This window comes from Spiroplasma eriocheiris (assembly GCF_001029265.1).
GTDB classification, from domain to species: Bacteria; Bacillota_I; Bacilli_A; order Mycoplasmatales; family Mycoplasmataceae; genus Spiroplasma; species Spiroplasma eriocheiris.
The window spans coordinates 229640-246686 of record NZ_CP011856.1 but is presented as its reverse complement, the minus strand read 5'-3'; the positions used below and the strand labels follow the sequence as shown (position 1 = coordinate 246686).

The following is a 17047-nucleotide window of genomic DNA, read 5'->3' as shown; positions in this document are numbered from 1 at the left end:
AATTATTCATAAGGCAAATAAAACAATAACCCCAAAGAAAATAATAATGGCCGTTGTATAACAATGGTAAAAATATGAATTACATTTCCCAACATTTGATAACGATTATAAATTTTTGGTCCGTCATCTTTGCTTTGAATCTTTAGTTGACTTGCCACTGGAGTATTGTTTTTAATCCCTAGATAGTTTTTTAAAATATTATTATATTCATCAGTGAAATGCTGTTGAAACAGATTAATATTACTATTATTAGCAATCGCTTTTAAAAATACCCGGGAAGTTTCTGATGTTGTTGTTGGATTACCTAATTTGTCATTGGCAAAAACATCAGAAGTAACATAAATTGTCGCTTCACTATTAGCGTTTGGTAATACATCAACATCGTAAATTGTTGGATAACCATTTTGCGAGTCACTTCCAAACGCCCCAATTACTAAATCCTGGTCCTGTTGATAATTATTAACACTAATATGATCACCTAATTTTAAATGATGTTTTTTGGCATAACCCGGCGTAATTACCACATAGCGTCAAAAGTTTGGATTATAACTTGGTAATGCGCGAAAGATTTTTAAATTAACACTATTTTTATCAACTAATTTAAACTTGACATTATTTTTGGTATCCCAAGTAATGAACTCGCGCCGATCAAAAACATTAAAACCCGCATTTAATCCTAATAACTTATTGTAAAGTTGAAAAAATTCTAAATTAGTGTGCCCACGAAAACTACTATTAAAAAGATAATAACTACTATCATATAAACTGCCAATTGTTAACGAGCCATAATTTTCGGGTGCCGAGGGATCCTTAAATTGTGTGGAAGTTAAAATACTACCCCCATAAAAATAGCTAAAACCATTTTTTCAGTTCCCACTACCATTATCATAATATTTATATTGATAAACACTGCCCAAATTCCCATTTAAACCTTGTTCAAAAAAATCATTACTAATAATGGGATTTGCTTTTGTTTGGTCTTCTTTAATAACAGCAATATTAGTAGGATGATTAATATCAATGTGTTGATTTCATTGGGCACTAGTACCATTATAATTTACTCAATCTTTAAACTTGGCATTAGCATTATCTTTTGTTCATGGGTCAACGGCTTTATTTAAATTATAGTTAATTAAACCAGTTAACATCTGATTAATGTTATCCGTAATTTTAGTGTGCGTTAAAAATAAAAGATAGTTAGCAATGCTAGCGTTAACTTCCTGTTGATAAGCCACAGCAAAACTAGCTTTGGCTTTAGAATATAACTGACCAATTAGTGAATTTTTAAAATCAGCACCATTATAATTAAAATTATAAAATTGGTTTTTTGATGTTCATGTTAAGGTGGCGTGGTTAGTACTATCAACATTAATAAGATAATCGCTTGTTGTTAAAGCTCTTAGTGCACTATCCTTACCCCCAATTGTTAAAGTTGGAAACGAAAAAACATGATCTTGTAAATCATTATATGAGACATAGTTATCACTAAGGGCAAAAAGCGGTGTAAAAGATTGTAAGTTTGCTTTATTGGTATCACGCGATTCAAAAGCATACGAATAATTATACTCCGCACTCGTTGGGTCTAAAAAAGCATTTGCTTTATTTAGCCGGTCAATTGTAGAAGAAAATAAGGCAATAATTAAAGAAGATAAAAAAAGGAGCACGAAAAGAACAATAAATTGAATTTTACTTTTTAAAGCGCTTAGTAAATTTTGCTTAATTAACAAAAAATTCTTTTTCATATTATCTTCTTCCTACCTAAGAAAAACATTATCCTTTTTTATTCTTCATAAACTGAATAATGTTTTTCTACCCTATTAAATTACAAGTAATAATAATCAACACCATTTGGTTGGTATCATTTCATATCAGTTAACATCATATCATTAAGGACTGAAGTTCCAATATTTGTTCACTCAACATGGTATTTATTTTTTACTTGTCCGTATAGAACTTTGCTAGGATCAGCTGGATCAAAATATAATCCAGTTCCGTTTCAACTAGCACGATATTGTTCATCATTTTTTAATTTATCTAAATCAACAGCTTGTTTATGGGCATCAAGATTTGTTGATAAATCTCCTAACCCATGGTATTCAATATCAAATGAGACTACTGCTAGTTTTCCTGTTGTATCATATTGATGTTTGACGTTTTCATATGTTCAATATTTATTGTCATCTAACCATGGTCCATATAAATTATCATAGACAAAATCAGCCGATTTGTTAAAATCAATTAATCCTTTGGCAAAGGCACCCTCCGGACCATATAAAGCATTATACATATCACCATTGTTATCATGTCCTCATGAATATAAAACATCATATAATGAATTTTTAACAAATCCCGTTGGTGATGTTCCACTAGGATCATAACCCATTATTTTATTTACTTCATCACTATAATTAGTATTATTATTTGAAGCTCAAAATTTATCATAAGCTCCTGTTTCATCTTTTCCTAATGTTGCATGATGTAACTTATCAATTGTTGTTCATTTGTAATTACTATCATTGTCTAAAGCATCTCAACTTGTGTCATCACCTTCAAAATTAACTAGGGAAGTTAAAAATTGGTTTATTCCTGATAAAAATAATTTATAATTAACATCACTAAATTTTAAATTAATATGCAATTTTATTTGCATCCCTAATTCCATCGCTTTAATTCCGGGATCATTATCTGTTAAATGCATAAATTCATCAAACTGCGCAGGTTTAGCGTGTGCAGCCGCCATTGCAATTCCTAATAATGTTGTACTATCTTTTAAGATTTTTTTTACACCATCTTGCCAAACAGCATAGTCTGATCCAAAGAAATCATCATCGTGAGCAGTTGATGGATCAAGATTAGGTTTAACTAAGGCAATTTGATCTTTAATAGTTTGTCCAAATAATCCGGTGTCATCACCATTTTTTTTGTATCACTTTTATTTCAAAGGGCTTTATTTCCATCACCATCTACAATTGAATTATTATCTGGATTACCAAATAGCTTAGTATAAAGATCCTGACCATATAAAGCAGCGGCCTTTTGTATTCCTTCACCATTTGCAGCAACTTTATACACAGCATTCAAAAACATTCCTTGAACTCCATTGATGATAATTCCAAACGCATAATCTTTATAAATCATATTAAGGTTTCCTGAACCATATGGCCCTTGTCCTTCAGTTTTTGTTGTTGGTAAAAAAGTTGATAATAATTTAACCATACTATCCAGTGAATTTTTATCAAATAATTTTAATACTGTATCCATATTGCTTAAACCATTATTAACAGTGGTTGAGTTAGTATATAAATTAGAATCTAAACTATTGATTCCTCCCGTATTTAAATTGGACGAATCACCATTTAATCAATAAAATTGGTCCATTGTTTCGGGATCATCTTTCTGAATGAAATCTCCTAAATCCTTAAATTCATCTTGACTTGCAGTTGCAAATCAATTTTTTCATTGGTTATATAAAGTATCTAACTTAATAAAACCATGGTTATCCCCTAAATTAATTCCCCCGTTACTTAATGCATTATTAACACTATCATGACTAATAAATTAATTAGCCCCTGCTTGTGTTAAATTTAAATTTTCATGACGGCTCATAATCATTAATTTTGATAAACTTTTGGTACTTGTTAAGGCTTCTTCTAATAGAGCGTCTGTATCACTACCGCTAGTACCAGAACAAGCAACAACAGAAACCGCTGAAGTCCCAATTAAAGAAAGCGAGCCTAAAATACTTAATAATTTTTTCATTTTCTTCCCCTCACTTTTTCGCTAAACAACTTCATTATTCCAAAAAAAAAAAAAAAAGCAAGGTATCTCTTGCTAGTTTTTTAAGAAATTTTGAAATAATTGGTAAACTTTTAAAAAAAATTTAATATTATTTTTTAATTAATAACACTGTTGTATAAGCTTGAATAATACTAGGAAAATTTTGTTCAGAAGTTGTTGCTTTAATATTAACTTGACTTGAATTTACATTTAATAACTTCACTAAATTATCTTTGATATTTTTTTTATGGGGTTGCAGTTTGGGTCTATCAATAATAATGGTACTATCAACATTAGCAATTTCGTAGTTTTGGTTTTTTAATAATTGAAGTGCTTTGGTCAGAATAACTTGGGAAGATAACCCCACATTAGTTTCATCAAACCATTCTCCTAAATCACCAAACCCTAAGGCGCCAATAATAGCTTCACTAATGGTATGTAATAAAATATCCCCATCTGAAATTGCTTGAACTTGATATTGACAAGGAATTTTTATCCCTCCCAAGTAAATAAATTCCCCTGGGATTAAATTATGTAAATCATAACTATTACCAACTCGCATAAAAACTACTCCTAAACATTAAATTTGAAGAAACAAATATCGCCATCTTGCATAATGTAAGTCTTTCCTTCACTTCGCATTTTACAATTTTCTTTTACTGCTTTTTCACTACCATAAGTAATTAAATCTTGGTAAGCATAAATATCTGCTTTAATAAAACCTTTTTCAAAATCAGTATGGATAATTCCAGCACATTCAGGAGCTGTTGCCCCTTTTTTAAAAGTTCAAGCGCGGACTTCTTGTTTTCCAGCGGTAAAGAAAGTTTGTAAACCTAACAAGGCATAAGATTTTTTAATTAACTGGCTTAATCCGGACTCTTGAATCCCATATTCTGCCATAAAAATTGTTTTTTCTTCCTCATTTAAAGTTGATAATTCTTGTTCAACTTGGGCACAAATCGTCACAACTTCAATATTATTGTCCTTAGCATACTGTTGTACCTTTTCAACATATGGGTTAGTTTTTGTTTGTAAATCAGTTTCGGCAATGTTTGCTACATAAATAAAAGGTTTAATTGTTAGCAGATTAAAATTTTTAATTGCTTTGTGTTCTTCAGGAGTTAACACTAAATCTTTTAATAATTTATTTGCTGCTAACTGTTGGTCTAGTTTTTGTAAAAGTTCATATTCAAAAACATCATCTTTTTGCTTTAAAGTTTGGGCACGTTTAGCAATTTTATTAATCCGTTTTTCAATTTGTTCTTGGTCCGCAATAATTAATTCTAAATTAATAATTTCAATATCACGGAGCGGATCAATGCTTCCTTCAACATGGGTAATATCTTTGTTTTCAAAACAACGAACAACCATACAAATGGCATCGGTATCACGAATATTAGCTAAAAAAGTATTTCCTAACCCTTCGCCCTTGCTAGCGCCGGCAATTAACCCAGCAATATCATAAAATTCAAAGGTTGTATAAATTGCTTTGTGGGGCTGAAAGATTTCAATTAAATTGTGCATTCGTTCATCAGGCACTTCGACCACCCCAACATTTGGGTTAATTGTGGCAAACGGATAATTCGCTGCTTCAACTTGGGAATTAGTAATCGCATTAAATAATGTTGATTTGCCAACATTTGGTAAACCAACGATTCCTACTTTTAACGGCATAGTATGACTCGCTTTCTATTCATCTGTTAATCCTAAAATTTCAAGGATCCGGTTTAAATCTTTAACTCCTAAGTAATTAATAATAATTTTATCCTTATCAATAATTACTTTGGTTCCTAATTTCCGCATAATTTTATTTTCTAAAAATTCATTAATTGTTCGTTGTTCGGGTTTTTTAACAGGTTTTAATTTAATATTAATGTTATCCCCATTATTATAACGTTTAACTAATTCTTCAACTTGGCGGGCATTCATATTATCTTTAATAATTTGTTGAGCAATTTTTTTAACTTCACTCACATCTGCTTGCAAACTTACTAATGGTTTTACTTGCCCCATTGTTAATTTTCCTTCTAACACATCTGCTTGCAATTCTTTTGGTAAATTTAATAACCGCATTGTATTGGCAATATGACTGCGTGATTTACCAATTCGGTTTGCTAATTCTTCTTGGGTAATATCTAATAAATCTAACAATTCTTTATAGGCGTTGGCTTCTTCAATGGCATTTAAATCAACACGTTGAATGTTTTCTACTAACGCAACTTCTTTCATTTGCTGATCATCAAAATCAACAACAATTGCGGGAACTGTTGTTAAACCAGCTAGTTTTGCCGCACGGGTACGACGTTCTCCCGCGACTAAATAATAACCATTTGTTGTTTTTTTAACAATAACTGGTTGAATAATCCCGTGTTTTTTAATTGAAGTTGATAACTCTTGCAATTCTTCTTCTTTAAAAACCTTGCGGGGTTGGTGGGGATTCGGCAGAATTTCTGCTAATTTAATTTCGCTAGCTGTTTCTTTTAACTCTTCATTATTTTCAATTTCTTTAATTACATCATTAATGCCTTCACCAAAGATTTTATCTAAACCTTTTGAACTTAATCTGCTTTTAGTTGCCATTATTTGCTAAAACCTCCTTTGTTAATTCCCGATAAGCAATTGCGCCAGCGCCACCCTTATCATAATCAAAAATACTTAACCCGTGGGATGGTGATTCACTAATTTTAATATTACGGGGAATATAAGTCTTATATACCTTTTCATTAAAATATTTTTTAACTTCACTCATTACTTCAAATGATAGTTTGGTGCGTGAATCAAACATTGTTAAGACAATTCCTTCAATTGTTAAATTCTTATTAAACATTTTTTGGACAAACCGGATTGAACTTAATAATTGGGCTAATCCTTCTAATGCGTAGTATTCAGCTTGGATAGGAATCAAGACTGAATCAGCACATCCTAAGGCATTCCGGTTAATTAATCCTAATGATGGGGGACAATCAATTAAAATAAAATCATAGTTGTCGCGCACTGGTTTAATGCGGTCTAATAATAAGCTTTGACTATCTTCTGATTGTTCCATTAAATAAATATCTGCTCCGGCTAAGGAAATTGTCGCCGGTGCCAAATCAACATTAGGAATAATATTTGGAATAATAATATTTTTCAATGGTACTTGCCCAATTAAGACATCATACATACTTTCTGAAATATCATCTTTATTGGTTCCAATCCCCGTTGTCGCATTCCCCTGGGGATCAATATCAATTAATAGTATTTTTTTACCATATAACGCCAGTCCGGCCGCTAAATTAATCGAAGTTGTTGTTTTTCCAACTCCACCCTTTTGATTAGTAACCGCAATGATTTTTCCCATCTAATTCCTATCCTCTTTTCTATCTAATTTAATAATAAAATATTCAATTATATTATATAACACTTTAACCAATTGGTGATTTTTTTATTTGACTAAAATGGCGGGGGTATTTACTATTAGTTGGTTGACGTTTTTTAAAATAACAAATATTCCGTTCCCCTAAGTGATCAATATTTTCATATTGTAAATCAATTAGTTCTAATCCTAAAACCGCAATTGTTTTCTGACTAGCAGCTAATTCTGCTTTTATATTAGCACCTTTATAACAAATTAACAAACCGTCAACTTTTGCTAATCGGACGGTTAATTCTAATAACATTCCTAAATTAGCAACTGCTCGCGAAAGAATAATATCAAATGTTTCAGGATGATCATAACTATATTCTTCAGCTCGCGCATGAATAATAGTAACATTAGTTAAATTAAGTTTAGTAACTAAGTTAGTTAAAAACTTGCAGCGTTTTGCTAACGCTTCAATAATAGTTAACTTAAAATGAGGATTAATAATTTTTAGCACAATTCCCGGGAAACCAGCCCCACTACCAACATCACAAATATTACTATTTTCGCTAATTTGATAATGTTTTAACAATAATAATGAATCTAAAAAATGTTTGTAATATACTTCTTGTTCATCTGTAATGGCTGTTAAATTCATTACTTTATTTTGGGCAATTAAATATTCATAATAAATTTTTAACTGGTTTTGTTGATCCTCAGTAATTATTAAATTGGGAAGAACATTTGTAATTATTTCAATCATCATTCAGTTTCCTTACTATTTATTCCTTTATTATTTATTATATCAATTTCTAGTGTTATCATAATAATATTAATAAATAAAGGAGTAAATAAAAATGAAAAAGGCCTTAATAGTTGTTGATTACCAATATGATTTTGTTGATCCGAACGGTTCATTATATGTTAAAGATGGGGAAAAACTGCAAAAACCATTATTAGCATTAATTAACGAATATAAAAATAATAATGACTTAGTCATTGCCACGAAAGACTGACACCCGGCGCACCATTGCTCATTTGAAATCTGACCACCCCATTGTATTCAAAATACCAAAGGTAGTGAATTATATAATTTAGCAGAAAGTAGTTTTGACAAAATTATTTTAAAAGGAACAAAGTTAAATGCCGATAGTTATAGTGGTTTCTTTGATGATGATCATACTAGCAACGGATTAGATGAATATTTAAAAGCAAACGATGTCACAGAACTTTGTATTGTTGGAGTGGCCCTTGATGTTTGTGTCTCAGCAACTTTAGTTGATGCAATTAAATTAGGTTACCATGGTTATGTTGACTTAAATCTTTGTGTCGGAATTGATAACCACATAAAGTTTTAAAAAGAATAATAATAATTATTCTTTTTTTATTTTTAAAAGTACTAAATATAAAAACCACTAATATTTAAATTAGTGGCGATCATTAAAACTAAATTTTTTTGCGGAAATTACTCATCAAGTAATTCTTCCATTTCTTTAAATTTAACCCGCTTAATTACTTCGCCATTTGGCAAATAACCAATCCTTCCCTCTTTACTGCTTCTTCACCGAACTTGATAATAAATAATATTTTGTCGATAAAGAAGTTTTAATAAATCAATTCAATTATAAAGGGTATCTTTATATAACCATCTTTTTTCATTATGGGCTTGGATTAACTGACGGTCATAAAAACTGTGCGGATGAGACCACATTTTAATTTGCCGAACGGTGTTTTCTTTCCGTGAAACAACTTCCAAATTTTCCACCCGGTTATCACGGGGGTTTCCATTAATGTGATCAACAGTCATATTATGGGGAACTTCACCAATAAATAGTTCAACTAAAATGCGATGGAGTGGTTTTGTCTTTGTTTTATTATCAACCCGACGGCGAATTAAAAAATAGTTGGTATTTTTCGGTTTTTTTAATTCTTTAATTTGTTTCGTTTGACTGTTCCGAATTCGTCCTAAGTTACTAAATTCCAAATGGGGAAAATCAGGATGAACTTTTCATATTTCATTTTTCTCTGTACTCATTGTTTCACCTTTTTATTATTTATTTCTTTGATATTGCGGGATTATTTTTAATATAAAACCGATATAAATGATCTTTTGCCACAGTGGCATAATCAACATTAATCCGGGGCGTTGTTACAATTGCGCTTGGTGGCAATTCTTCATTATCTAGTAAAAATAATTCATCATTTGTTAATAAATCTAACCCATCATTAGTTTTATCAATCTTTAAATAGCGACAAACTTTTCCCGGACCATTAGCTAGTTTAAAGTTAGGTTGAAAAACTTCCTCGCGTTCATCACTAATAATTTCACAAGCGCGAATTAAAACCGCACTTGGGTAATTTTCCTGATCACAAACAAAATTTAAACAATAATACATCCCATAAATAATAAAAATATGAACAAACCCGCCTTTTCAAAATAACGTTTCGTTGCGTGCTGTCCTTTTATTATTAAAAGCATGATTGGCATCATCGGTTGGGCCATCATAGGCTTCAACTTCGACAATACGCGCAATAATTTTTTTTCCATCAATAATCCGCACCAAATACTTATTTAATAAACTTTGGGCAACAACAATGGCATTTTTAGCAAAAAACTGGGGGTCAGTAATTCTTTGTTGTAAATTTGTCATGTGGCTAAATACTATTTAATTGGTTCACATTGATCAAAAGGAATTTCAGTTGGTGTTAACCGTCCAAACATTTCTAAATTAACAGTTGCCATTCCCTTTGTGGTATCTAATTTTGTAACTTGTCCTTCCATATCAGTAAACGGACCAGCAATAATTTTTACATAATCATTAACTTCAAAATTAGCAACATAAACTTTTTTAACTTTTTTATTTGTTTGTGCTTCTTTAAATGAAGTTGCTTTGCTTAACATTGTACGTGCTTCCTGATCTGTTAGAGGAAATGGTTTTGTTCCCCGTCCTGATGACCCAATAAACCCAGTAACACCAGTGGTATTCCGAACAATATATCAGGCATCATCATTCATAATCATATTAATAAAGATATAACCTGGATAAAGGTTTTTTTCAACTGGTTTTTTGCCCTTTCCTTTTGGAGGAATCATTTCTTTGACCACGCGGATGTCAAAAATAACATCTTTCATATTCAAAGATTCTACCCGTTGGATTAAGTCATCGCGCACACGATCTTCATGTCCGGAATAACTATTAATAACATATCATTTCCCTTTATACTTATTAATATCATCAAGTTCTGGTTGGTTAGTTTGTGTTACATTTGAATTATTTTCACTCATTGTTTTACCCCTTTTTTAAATTATTTTATTCTCTTTAAATAATATGTGCGACTTTTAAAACATGTGATAGTATTTCATCTAAACAGAAGAAAAATACTGCAAATGCGATAATAAAAAGAATTGTAATTAAAAACTTTCTCCCGAGACTTCCTTTCCGTGCTCAGCGAATCCGGCTCACTTCTTTTGCCATTTTTACTGGAAATTCACGGAAAGCTAATTTTCAATTAATACGGTCTTTATCTTTTTTTTCACCTTTACGACTAAAAAAACTTTTTTTAGGTTTTTCTGCTGTTGGTGCTTCATTCACCGCAGTTGGTTCTTTAACACTACCAATTTTAATTGGGGGTTCTTTTGCTTTACGTTTTTGGAACATTGCGGCTGCACGTTCAACTTTTAATTGGGCACTTTGCTCCTTTCGTTCGGCTCTGGTTAATTTTTCTGCTTTTACTTTTGGTTCTTTGGGAGTTTTTGTTGGTTTTTTATCCTTATTATTACTCATCTTTTATCACCTACCGTGTTTCCTTATGAATTGTATGTTTATTACATGTTTTACAAAACTTTTTAATTTCAAAACGTTCCTTATGAGTTAACTTGTTTTTATAAGTAATATAGTTACGATTTAAACATTCTGAACATACTAATATGATTTTTTCGCGCATTTTATTTCACCATATTTAATTATAGTATATTAATACCAAAAATTATACCCAAGATGCATTATTTTTACTAAAATCTCGAATTTTTTTCATAATTCGTTGTTGGGCATTATCAACTTGGCGGTATGTTAACCCTAATTCGTGTGAGATTACTCTTATATTATATCCTCTTATTCAAAAAAGAAAAACCTTTTTCTCAAGGGGTGATAAGACTGTCAACAAATATTCTTTGATTAAAATAAGAGCTTCTGCTTCTAATAAATCTTGTTCAAGATTCACCGCATTATCTTGGTCAAAATTAGTGGTTCCCAACATTTTTAAATAACCATTCAGAACATAATTCTTGCTATTTAAATGCTTTCGCAAATAATTGTGGATATCTCAAATAAATCTTTGTTCAATAAAATCACTTAATTTTTTCTTTGAAGTTGGATTATAAATCTGGGCGCTTTTCATAATTGAAAAATATTTAATTGTTTCTAAATCTTCTAATTCCACGGGTAAACTAAAGTATTTATGGTAAGTTCGCCGTTTACTGGTTTCTAATTTTTGACAATAAATTTTATATAAATTTAAGAGGGCTTTTTCATTATGTTCATCTTGATATAAATATAATAATTCATATTCATTCATCTCTCATAATACCTCCTTACTATTTTATAGTTGCTGTTGGGAATTTTTAATTTGGTAAATCAAGATTCCGGCGGCAACTGATACATTTAAGGAATCCAAATGGCCATTTGTCGGAATAAAAATATTAAAATCAGCGTGTTGTAATAATTTTTGGCTAACTCCCTTCCCTTCATTCCCTAAGATTAAGGCAATCGGAGTATCATATTCTAAACTATTAACTCGTTGAGCCTTGTCATTTAAACTAGTAGCATAAATTCAATAACCTTGTTTTTTTAAGTATTCAACTGCATTTGTTAAATTATTAATTTTACAGATTGGAACATAGTTAAATCCTCCCGCTGATGTTTTTGCCACTGTCGCATTTAACTCAACTTGACGTTTATCCAAAATGATAACCCCATCAACTCCAAACATATCACAAGTTCGTAAAATTGCACCAAAATTATGTGGGTCAAAAATTTGATCAAGAATTAGCAAAAACGGATGCTGTTTTTGATGAGCTTTCATTGCTAATTCTTCCAACGAATAGTATTGTGGTTTATAAATTTCTAACACCACATTTTGGGTTTTTTCACTATTTGTTAATTTTAATAAAGTTTGTTTGCTAACTTGTTTAACTGGAAGATGTCCTTTTTGAGCGATTGTAATAATTTCTGTTATTAACTTACTATTTTCACTAACATATAAACATTTAATTTTAATATTCTTATTAAGTAAACTTTCTTTAACAGCATTAATTCCATAAATATACATATATTCTTGCATAATATTTACCCTTTCTTAACAAAAAATGCATAAATTACATATTAATAATACAACTAACACGAAGGATTTAAGATGTTATTATCAGAAATTAAAGTTGCTAATGCTTGCATTGCTCGGTCATAAATTGCGAGATTTTTCGCCTTCTTGCTATCATAAGATTGACCTAGTACTGGAATGATCCCAATATTTGCTTTCATTGGCTTTAAATTTTTTTGCCGAGGATTAGTAACATAATTCATTAATGAACCTAATACTGTTGTCGGGGGAAAGAGCAGCGGTTTTTGGTGATGATAATATTGATAAACATTCAGAGCACAATACAATCCACTCGCTGTTGATTCTAAATAACCTTCAACACCAGTAATTTGGCCAGCAAAGAAAATATTCGGATTTTGCTTTAATTGTAATGACTGGTTTAATAACTTTGGAGAATTAATATAATTATTTTTATGTAACACTCCATAACGAACAATGTCCACCTTCGCTAACCCCGGAATAAAATTATTAATAATCCTTTTTTGTTCGGGTCAGGTTAAATTTGTTTGTCATCCCACAATATTATATAAAGTATCAATTAAATTATCCTTTCGTAGTTGTACAACAGCATAAGGCAAATTACCATGGTCATCTTGTAAATAATTGGGACTCATTGGCCCGTTTAATAATAACTTCTTAGACTGTTTAGCTAGTACTTCAATTGGTTGACAACCCTTAAAATATTTCTCAAATTCTTTTAACGCCACTGTCGAGGCGTTAACCAACTCCTGGTGTAATAAATTAAATTCGTGTTCTGATAACGGGCAAACTAGATAATCTTTTGCCGCACTATGAAGAGCTTGATAATAAACTTTTGTAAAATCAATATTTTCTTTGGTAATAATTGGTGCTGAAGCATCATAAAAATATAATGCTTTTTTACCAATAATTTTAGTTAATTCTTGTTGTAACTTTTCAGTTGTTAACGGACCAGAAGCAATAATGGTAATGTCCCGCGGATTTATCGTTTCAAATTCCGTATGATGAATGGTAATATTGGGATTATTACCTAACTGTTGTGTCACATAGTTACTAAAAAGTTGGCGGTCAACTGCTAAAGCATCATCAGCTGAAATTGCACTTGCTAATGCTGCTTTAATAATTAAAGAATCTAACATTTTTAATTCTTCTTTTAAAATTCCGCTAGCATTCTCTACTGACTTACTACGAAAAGAATTAGAACAAACCAATTCAGCAAAGGAATCTAAATTCTGGACAGGATTCTTTTTAACTTGTTTTACTTCGTAAAGGTTTACAGACAATCCTCGCTTAGCTAATTGGTAAGCAATTTCACAACCTGCAAGACCAGCTCCCACAACATTAATTTTTTTATTTTTCATTTTAAATAATATCCTTTTGGATTAACTGACTTCTAATTTGATCGGCTTTATCATATTTTTTTTCTTTTTTATATGTTTCCCATTGGGCTAATAACTCAAGTACTTCCGGAGTTATTTTTGGCAACCCAAAATTAAAATTTAAGAGATTAAAAATAATGTTATAAAAATCACTTGTCATTATTAAATCCAAGCTGTTTTCTTTTAACTGGTGGTTAAGAGTTTTCATTAAATTATTAACGACAGTTAAAACATTAGGAGTATTTAAATTATTAGCTAAATGATCATTAGCTAATGTTAAATTTACCCCCCGTTCTTTTAAATTAAGATGTAAATTATGTTGTCCTAAATAACGGTTAAGATTTTTTAATAAATTAAAAATTTTGTTGGTTTCATTAATGGCATACTGGATTAAATCATCTGTGATATTTAAAGGTTGGGCGTAATTTGTCGAATACATTAAATACTTCAAACTATTTGCACCATACTCATCAAGATATTGGCGTAAAGGAATAATATTTCCTAATGACTTACTCATTTTTTCATTATCTAAGTTTAAATGACCATTATGTAGCCAAATATCAGCAATTTCTTTTTGGTTCTTTGCTAAATACTGAATCCGTTCATTTTCATGATGGGGAAAAATTAAATCAATCCCTCCCGTATGAATATTAATTGTCTGATGATTAAAATATAAATCAATTAAGAGCGCACATTCGGTGTGCCATCCAGGACGGCCCTTTCCTCATGGTGAATCAAATAAGATTCCGGTAGTTGTTTTTTTTCATAAAGTAAAATCAAGGGGATTTCTTTTTGCCGGATCAACTTCAATACGGGCTCCCGATGTTAATTCACTGATAACTTTGTTGGATAAGCGACCATATTCCGCTTCGTATTTATCAATCGCAAAATAAACATTCCCTGCCACAGCATAGGCAGCACCTTTTTTAACCAAAACAGCAATAAAATTAATAATATCTTCAATGTGCATACTAATTGGAACATAGCGATCAGCTTTGCGAACTTGCAAACGGGTAATGTCTTCTTGAAAAGCCGCAATAAAAAATTCACTAACTTCCTTTTCCGTTTTTTGATCACAAAGCGCTTGGTTAATAATTTTGTCATCAATATCAGTGTAGTTTTGCAAAAAGTTAACCTTTACATTATTAAATTCTAAATAATTTATTAATAAATCAACCGTAATTAGCGGGCGGGCATTCCCAATGTGAATATAATTATAAACAGTTGGTCCACAAGAATAGATGTTAACCACAGGTTGGTCTAAATTGCTTAAGGTGCGAGTTAAACTATTATATAATTTCATCATTAAGCATCACTTCCATCTCTATCCTTATTAATTTTTTTTAAATGAAATAATAACATCTGAATATCAGAAGGATTAATTCCTGAAATTCGGTTTGCTTGACCAATTGAAATTGGCTTAATTAATTTTAATTTTTCGCGTGCTTCAATGGCTAAATTATCAACCTCATCATAATTAAGATCGGTGGGGATTTTTTTATTTTCAAGTTTAATTGTTTTTAAAGCAATTTCTTGTTCTTTTTTAATATAACCTTCAAAACGAATATTAATTAGCAAGTTTTGTTTTAAGAATGATGGTAAATTTTTTAAAGCGCTAATCGCTGCTTCAAGATATTTAATATTAATATCGGGACGCTTTAATAAATTATAAGCACTAATTTTTTCATTAATAATAATCCCATCGTTTTTTAACTGTAAAATAATTGGTGACTGGTGATTGAAAATTGTTTCTTTTAATAATTGGTAAACGCAATTATAACTAGCGACATTCGCTTGGTAATCTGCTCATTCCTCATCACTAATTAAACCAAATTTTTTGGCATAATGTTTCAAACGCTCTTCAGCATTATCATTACGTAATAAGAGGCGATATTCAGCCCGTGATGTTAATAACCGATATGGTTCTTCAGTACCCTTAGTCACTAAATCATCAATTAACACCCCAATGTAAGCTTCATCCCGACGCAAAATAAAAGACTCTTGGTGATCAATTTTTAAACAAGCATTAATTCCGGCCATTAAACCTTGACAAGCTGCTTCTTCATAACCACTGGTTCCATTAATTTGTCCTGCAGTATATAAGTTAGCAATTAACTTACTTTCTAAGGTATGCGTCATTTGGGTGGGATCAATTGCATCATATTCAATTGCATAAGCTCATTTTACAACTTCACAGTTTTCTAACCCCGGAAGGGTTCTTAACATTTGGTCTTGAATATCAATTGGCATTGAAGTGGAAAAACCTTGTACATAAATTGTATCCAATTCTTTTGACTCGGGTTCTAAAAAAATCTGGTGACGAGATTTATCAGGAAAACGGGTAATCTTATCTTCAAAACTTGGACAATAACGTGGTCCTCTCCCCACAATATTACCCGAATACATTGCTGATTTTGTTAAATTTTCCGTAACTACCTGGTGGGTTTCATCGTTGGAATGAATTAACCAACATAATTCTTGTTTTGCAAAAGGTAAAAAATCTTTTGTTGAATATGAAAATGCCAAGAGCATATCGCTTCCCGGTTCCGGTTGGGTTTTGTTAAAATCAATTGAATCACGTTTAATCCGCGCTGGGGTTCCAGTTTTTAAGCGAATTAGGCGAAATCCTAAAGCAGCTAATTGTTGGGAAATCCCATTTGTCGTAATTTCACCATCTGGTCCTGATGATTTTTTTTCTTGTCCGCGTAAAACAACTGACGCCATATAAGTTCCCGTAGTTAAAATAACAGCTTTAGCAATAATTTGTTGGCCCCCAACAACAACCCCATAACATTGATGTTGGTTATTAACTAATAATTCATCAACAGGCAATGTTAAAAGTTCCAAGTTTTCTTGGTTACTAATAATATCTTGCATATATTTTCCATATTTAATTTTATCGGATTGGGCTCGTAAAGCTCAAACAGCAGGACCGCGCGATGAATTTAAAAGTTTCATCTGAAGGACTGTTTTATCAGCGGCTTTTGCCATTTCACCACCAATGGCATCAATTTCACGTACCACAATTCCCTTGGCTGGTCCGCCAATTGAAGGATTACATGGCATACTAGCAATTTTATCTTTACTTAGAGTTACCATTAAAGTTTTTTTACCCATTCGACTGGCAACAAGGGCTGCTTCCACCCCGGCATGACCACCACCAACGACAATCACATCATATTCTTTCATTTTCATT

At 31.2% G+C, this 17047-nt stretch carries 20 protein-coding genes; 1 reads left to right on the top strand and 19 read right to left on the bottom strand.

From position 1 onward, the window contains the following. Nucleotides 1-2: 2 nt before the first annotated feature. The 9 genes from SERIO_RS01140 to rsmG form a co-directional block, all read right to left on the bottom strand. A complete protein-coding gene (locus tag SERIO_RS01140) occupies nt 3-1742 on the bottom strand; it encodes a hypothetical protein (protein WP_047791090.1) in 1740 nt (579 codons plus the stop codon). An 80-nt stretch (nt 1743-1822) separates the two neighbouring features. Continuing rightward, nucleotides 1823-2740 (bottom strand): hypothetical protein, encoded by a 918-nt coding sequence (locus SERIO_RS01135; protein WP_047791089.1) that lies wholly within the window; start codon nt 2738-2740, stop codon nt 1823-1825. 122 nt (nt 2741-2862) lie between these two features. Beyond that, nucleotides 2863-3378, bottom strand: a complete 516-nt coding sequence (locus SERIO_RS01130; protein WP_047791088.1) for a hypothetical protein — start codon at nt 3376-3378, stop codon at nt 2863-2865. Nucleotides 3379-3558: 180 nt separating this feature from the next. Then, the gene (locus tag SERIO_RS01125) at nt 3559-3759 is read right to left on the bottom strand and encodes a lipoprotein (RefSeq protein WP_047791087.1); all 201 of its coding nucleotides are present in this window, start codon (nt 3757-3759) and stop codon (nt 3559-3561) included. A gap of 127 nt (nt 3760-3886) precedes the next feature. Continuing rightward, a complete protein-coding gene (gene ispF, locus SERIO_RS01120; protein ID WP_047791086.1) occupies nt 3887-4339 on the bottom strand; it encodes a 2-C-methyl-D-erythritol 2,4-cyclodiphosphate synthase in 453 nt (150 codons plus the stop codon). A gap of 11 nt (nt 4340-4350) precedes the next feature. Further along, nucleotides 4351-5451: a redox-regulated ATPase YchF gene (ychF, locus tag SERIO_RS01115; protein ID WP_047791085.1), complete on the bottom strand. Its 1101-nt coding sequence runs from the start codon at nt 5449-5451 to the stop codon at nt 4351-4353. A 15-nt stretch (nt 5452-5466) separates the two neighbouring features. Beyond that, nucleotides 5467-6357, bottom strand: a complete 891-nt coding sequence (locus tag SERIO_RS01110) for a ParB/RepB/Spo0J family partition protein (protein ID WP_047791084.1) — start codon at nt 6355-6357, stop codon at nt 5467-5469. Beyond that, a complete protein-coding gene (locus SERIO_RS01105; RefSeq protein WP_047791083.1) occupies nt 6347-7117 on the bottom strand; it encodes a ParA family protein in 771 nt (256 codons plus the stop codon). Before SERIO_RS01105 ends, SERIO_RS01110 begins: the two co-directional genes overlap by 11 nt. 64 nt (nt 7118-7181) lie before the next feature. After that, nucleotides 7182-7883 carry a 16S rRNA (guanine(527)-N(7))-methyltransferase RsmG gene (gene rsmG, locus SERIO_RS01100; RefSeq protein ID WP_236682163.1) on the bottom strand — a complete coding sequence of 234 codons (702 nt, stop codon included), beginning with the start codon at nt 7881-7883 and terminating at the stop codon, nt 7182-7184. A 91-nt stretch (nt 7884-7974) separates the two neighbouring features. Between rsmG and SERIO_RS01095 the strand changes: the two genes are divergently transcribed. After that, nucleotides 7975-8475, top strand: a complete 501-nt coding sequence (locus SERIO_RS01095; RefSeq protein ID WP_047791081.1) for an isochorismatase family protein — start codon at nt 7975-7977, stop codon at nt 8473-8475. Nucleotides 8476-8582: 107 nt separating this feature from the next. Here SERIO_RS01095 and SERIO_RS01090 read toward each other — a convergent pair whose 3' ends face one another. From SERIO_RS01090 to mnmG, 10 genes are read right to left on the bottom strand one after another with little or no spacing between them, the layout of a single operon-like run. Next, a complete protein-coding gene (locus SERIO_RS01090; protein ID WP_047791080.1) occupies nt 8583-9152 on the bottom strand; it encodes an HNH endonuclease signature motif containing protein in 570 nt (189 codons plus the stop codon). 19 nt (nt 9153-9171) lie between these two features. Next, the gene (locus tag SERIO_RS01085) at nt 9172-9768 is read right to left on the bottom strand and encodes a DNA-3-methyladenine glycosylase (protein WP_047791079.1); all 597 of its coding nucleotides are present in this window, start codon (nt 9766-9768) and stop codon (nt 9172-9174) included. Nucleotides 9769-9779: 11 nt separating this feature from the next. After that, nucleotides 9780-10403, bottom strand: a complete 624-nt coding sequence (gene nusG / locus SERIO_RS01080) for a transcription termination/antitermination protein NusG (RefSeq protein WP_047791078.1) — start codon at nt 10401-10403, stop codon at nt 9780-9782. A gap of 34 nt (nt 10404-10437) precedes the next feature. Continuing rightward, nucleotides 10438-10902, bottom strand: coding sequence for a preprotein translocase subunit SecE (gene secE, locus SERIO_RS01075; protein ID WP_236682162.1), 465 nt, complete (start codon nt 10900-10902; stop codon nt 10438-10440). A 10-nt stretch (nt 10903-10912) separates the two neighbouring features. Further along, a complete protein-coding gene (gene rpmG / locus SERIO_RS06360; protein ID WP_073797335.1) occupies nt 10913-11062 on the bottom strand; it encodes a 50S ribosomal protein L33 in 150 nt (49 codons plus the stop codon). A 42-nt stretch (nt 11063-11104) separates the two neighbouring features. Beyond that, on the bottom strand, nt 11105-11692 hold the full coding sequence (locus SERIO_RS01070) for a hypothetical protein (protein WP_053040801.1): 588 nt from the start codon (nt 11690-11692) through the stop codon (nt 11105-11107). 24 nt (nt 11693-11716) lie between these two features. Beyond that, entirely contained in the window at nt 11717-12457 is a 741-nt protein-coding gene (gene rlmB / locus SERIO_RS01065; protein WP_047791077.1) for a 23S rRNA (guanosine(2251)-2'-O)-methyltransferase RlmB, read from the bottom strand. A 53-nt stretch (nt 12458-12510) separates the two neighbouring features. Continuing rightward, nucleotides 12511-13833: a methylenetetrahydrofolate--tRNA-(uracil(54)-C(5))-methyltransferase (FADH(2)-oxidizing) TrmFO gene (gene trmFO / locus SERIO_RS01060; RefSeq protein ID WP_047791076.1), complete on the bottom strand. Its 1323-nt coding sequence runs from the start codon at nt 13831-13833 to the stop codon at nt 12511-12513. A gap of 1 nt (nt 13834) precedes the next feature. Then, nucleotides 13835-15157 carry a cysteine--tRNA ligase gene (gene cysS, locus SERIO_RS01055; protein ID WP_236682161.1) on the bottom strand — a complete coding sequence of 441 codons (1323 nt, stop codon included), beginning with the start codon at nt 15155-15157 and terminating at the stop codon, nt 13835-13837. Further along, complete coding sequence (mnmG, locus tag SERIO_RS01050; protein WP_079450772.1) at nt 15157-17040, bottom strand: tRNA uridine-5-carboxymethylaminomethyl(34) synthesis enzyme MnmG; 1884 nt, start codon at nt 17038-17040, stop codon at nt 15157-15159. The genes cysS and mnmG overlap by 1 nt, the downstream gene beginning before the upstream one ends. Nucleotides 17041-17047 lie beyond the last annotated feature (7 nt).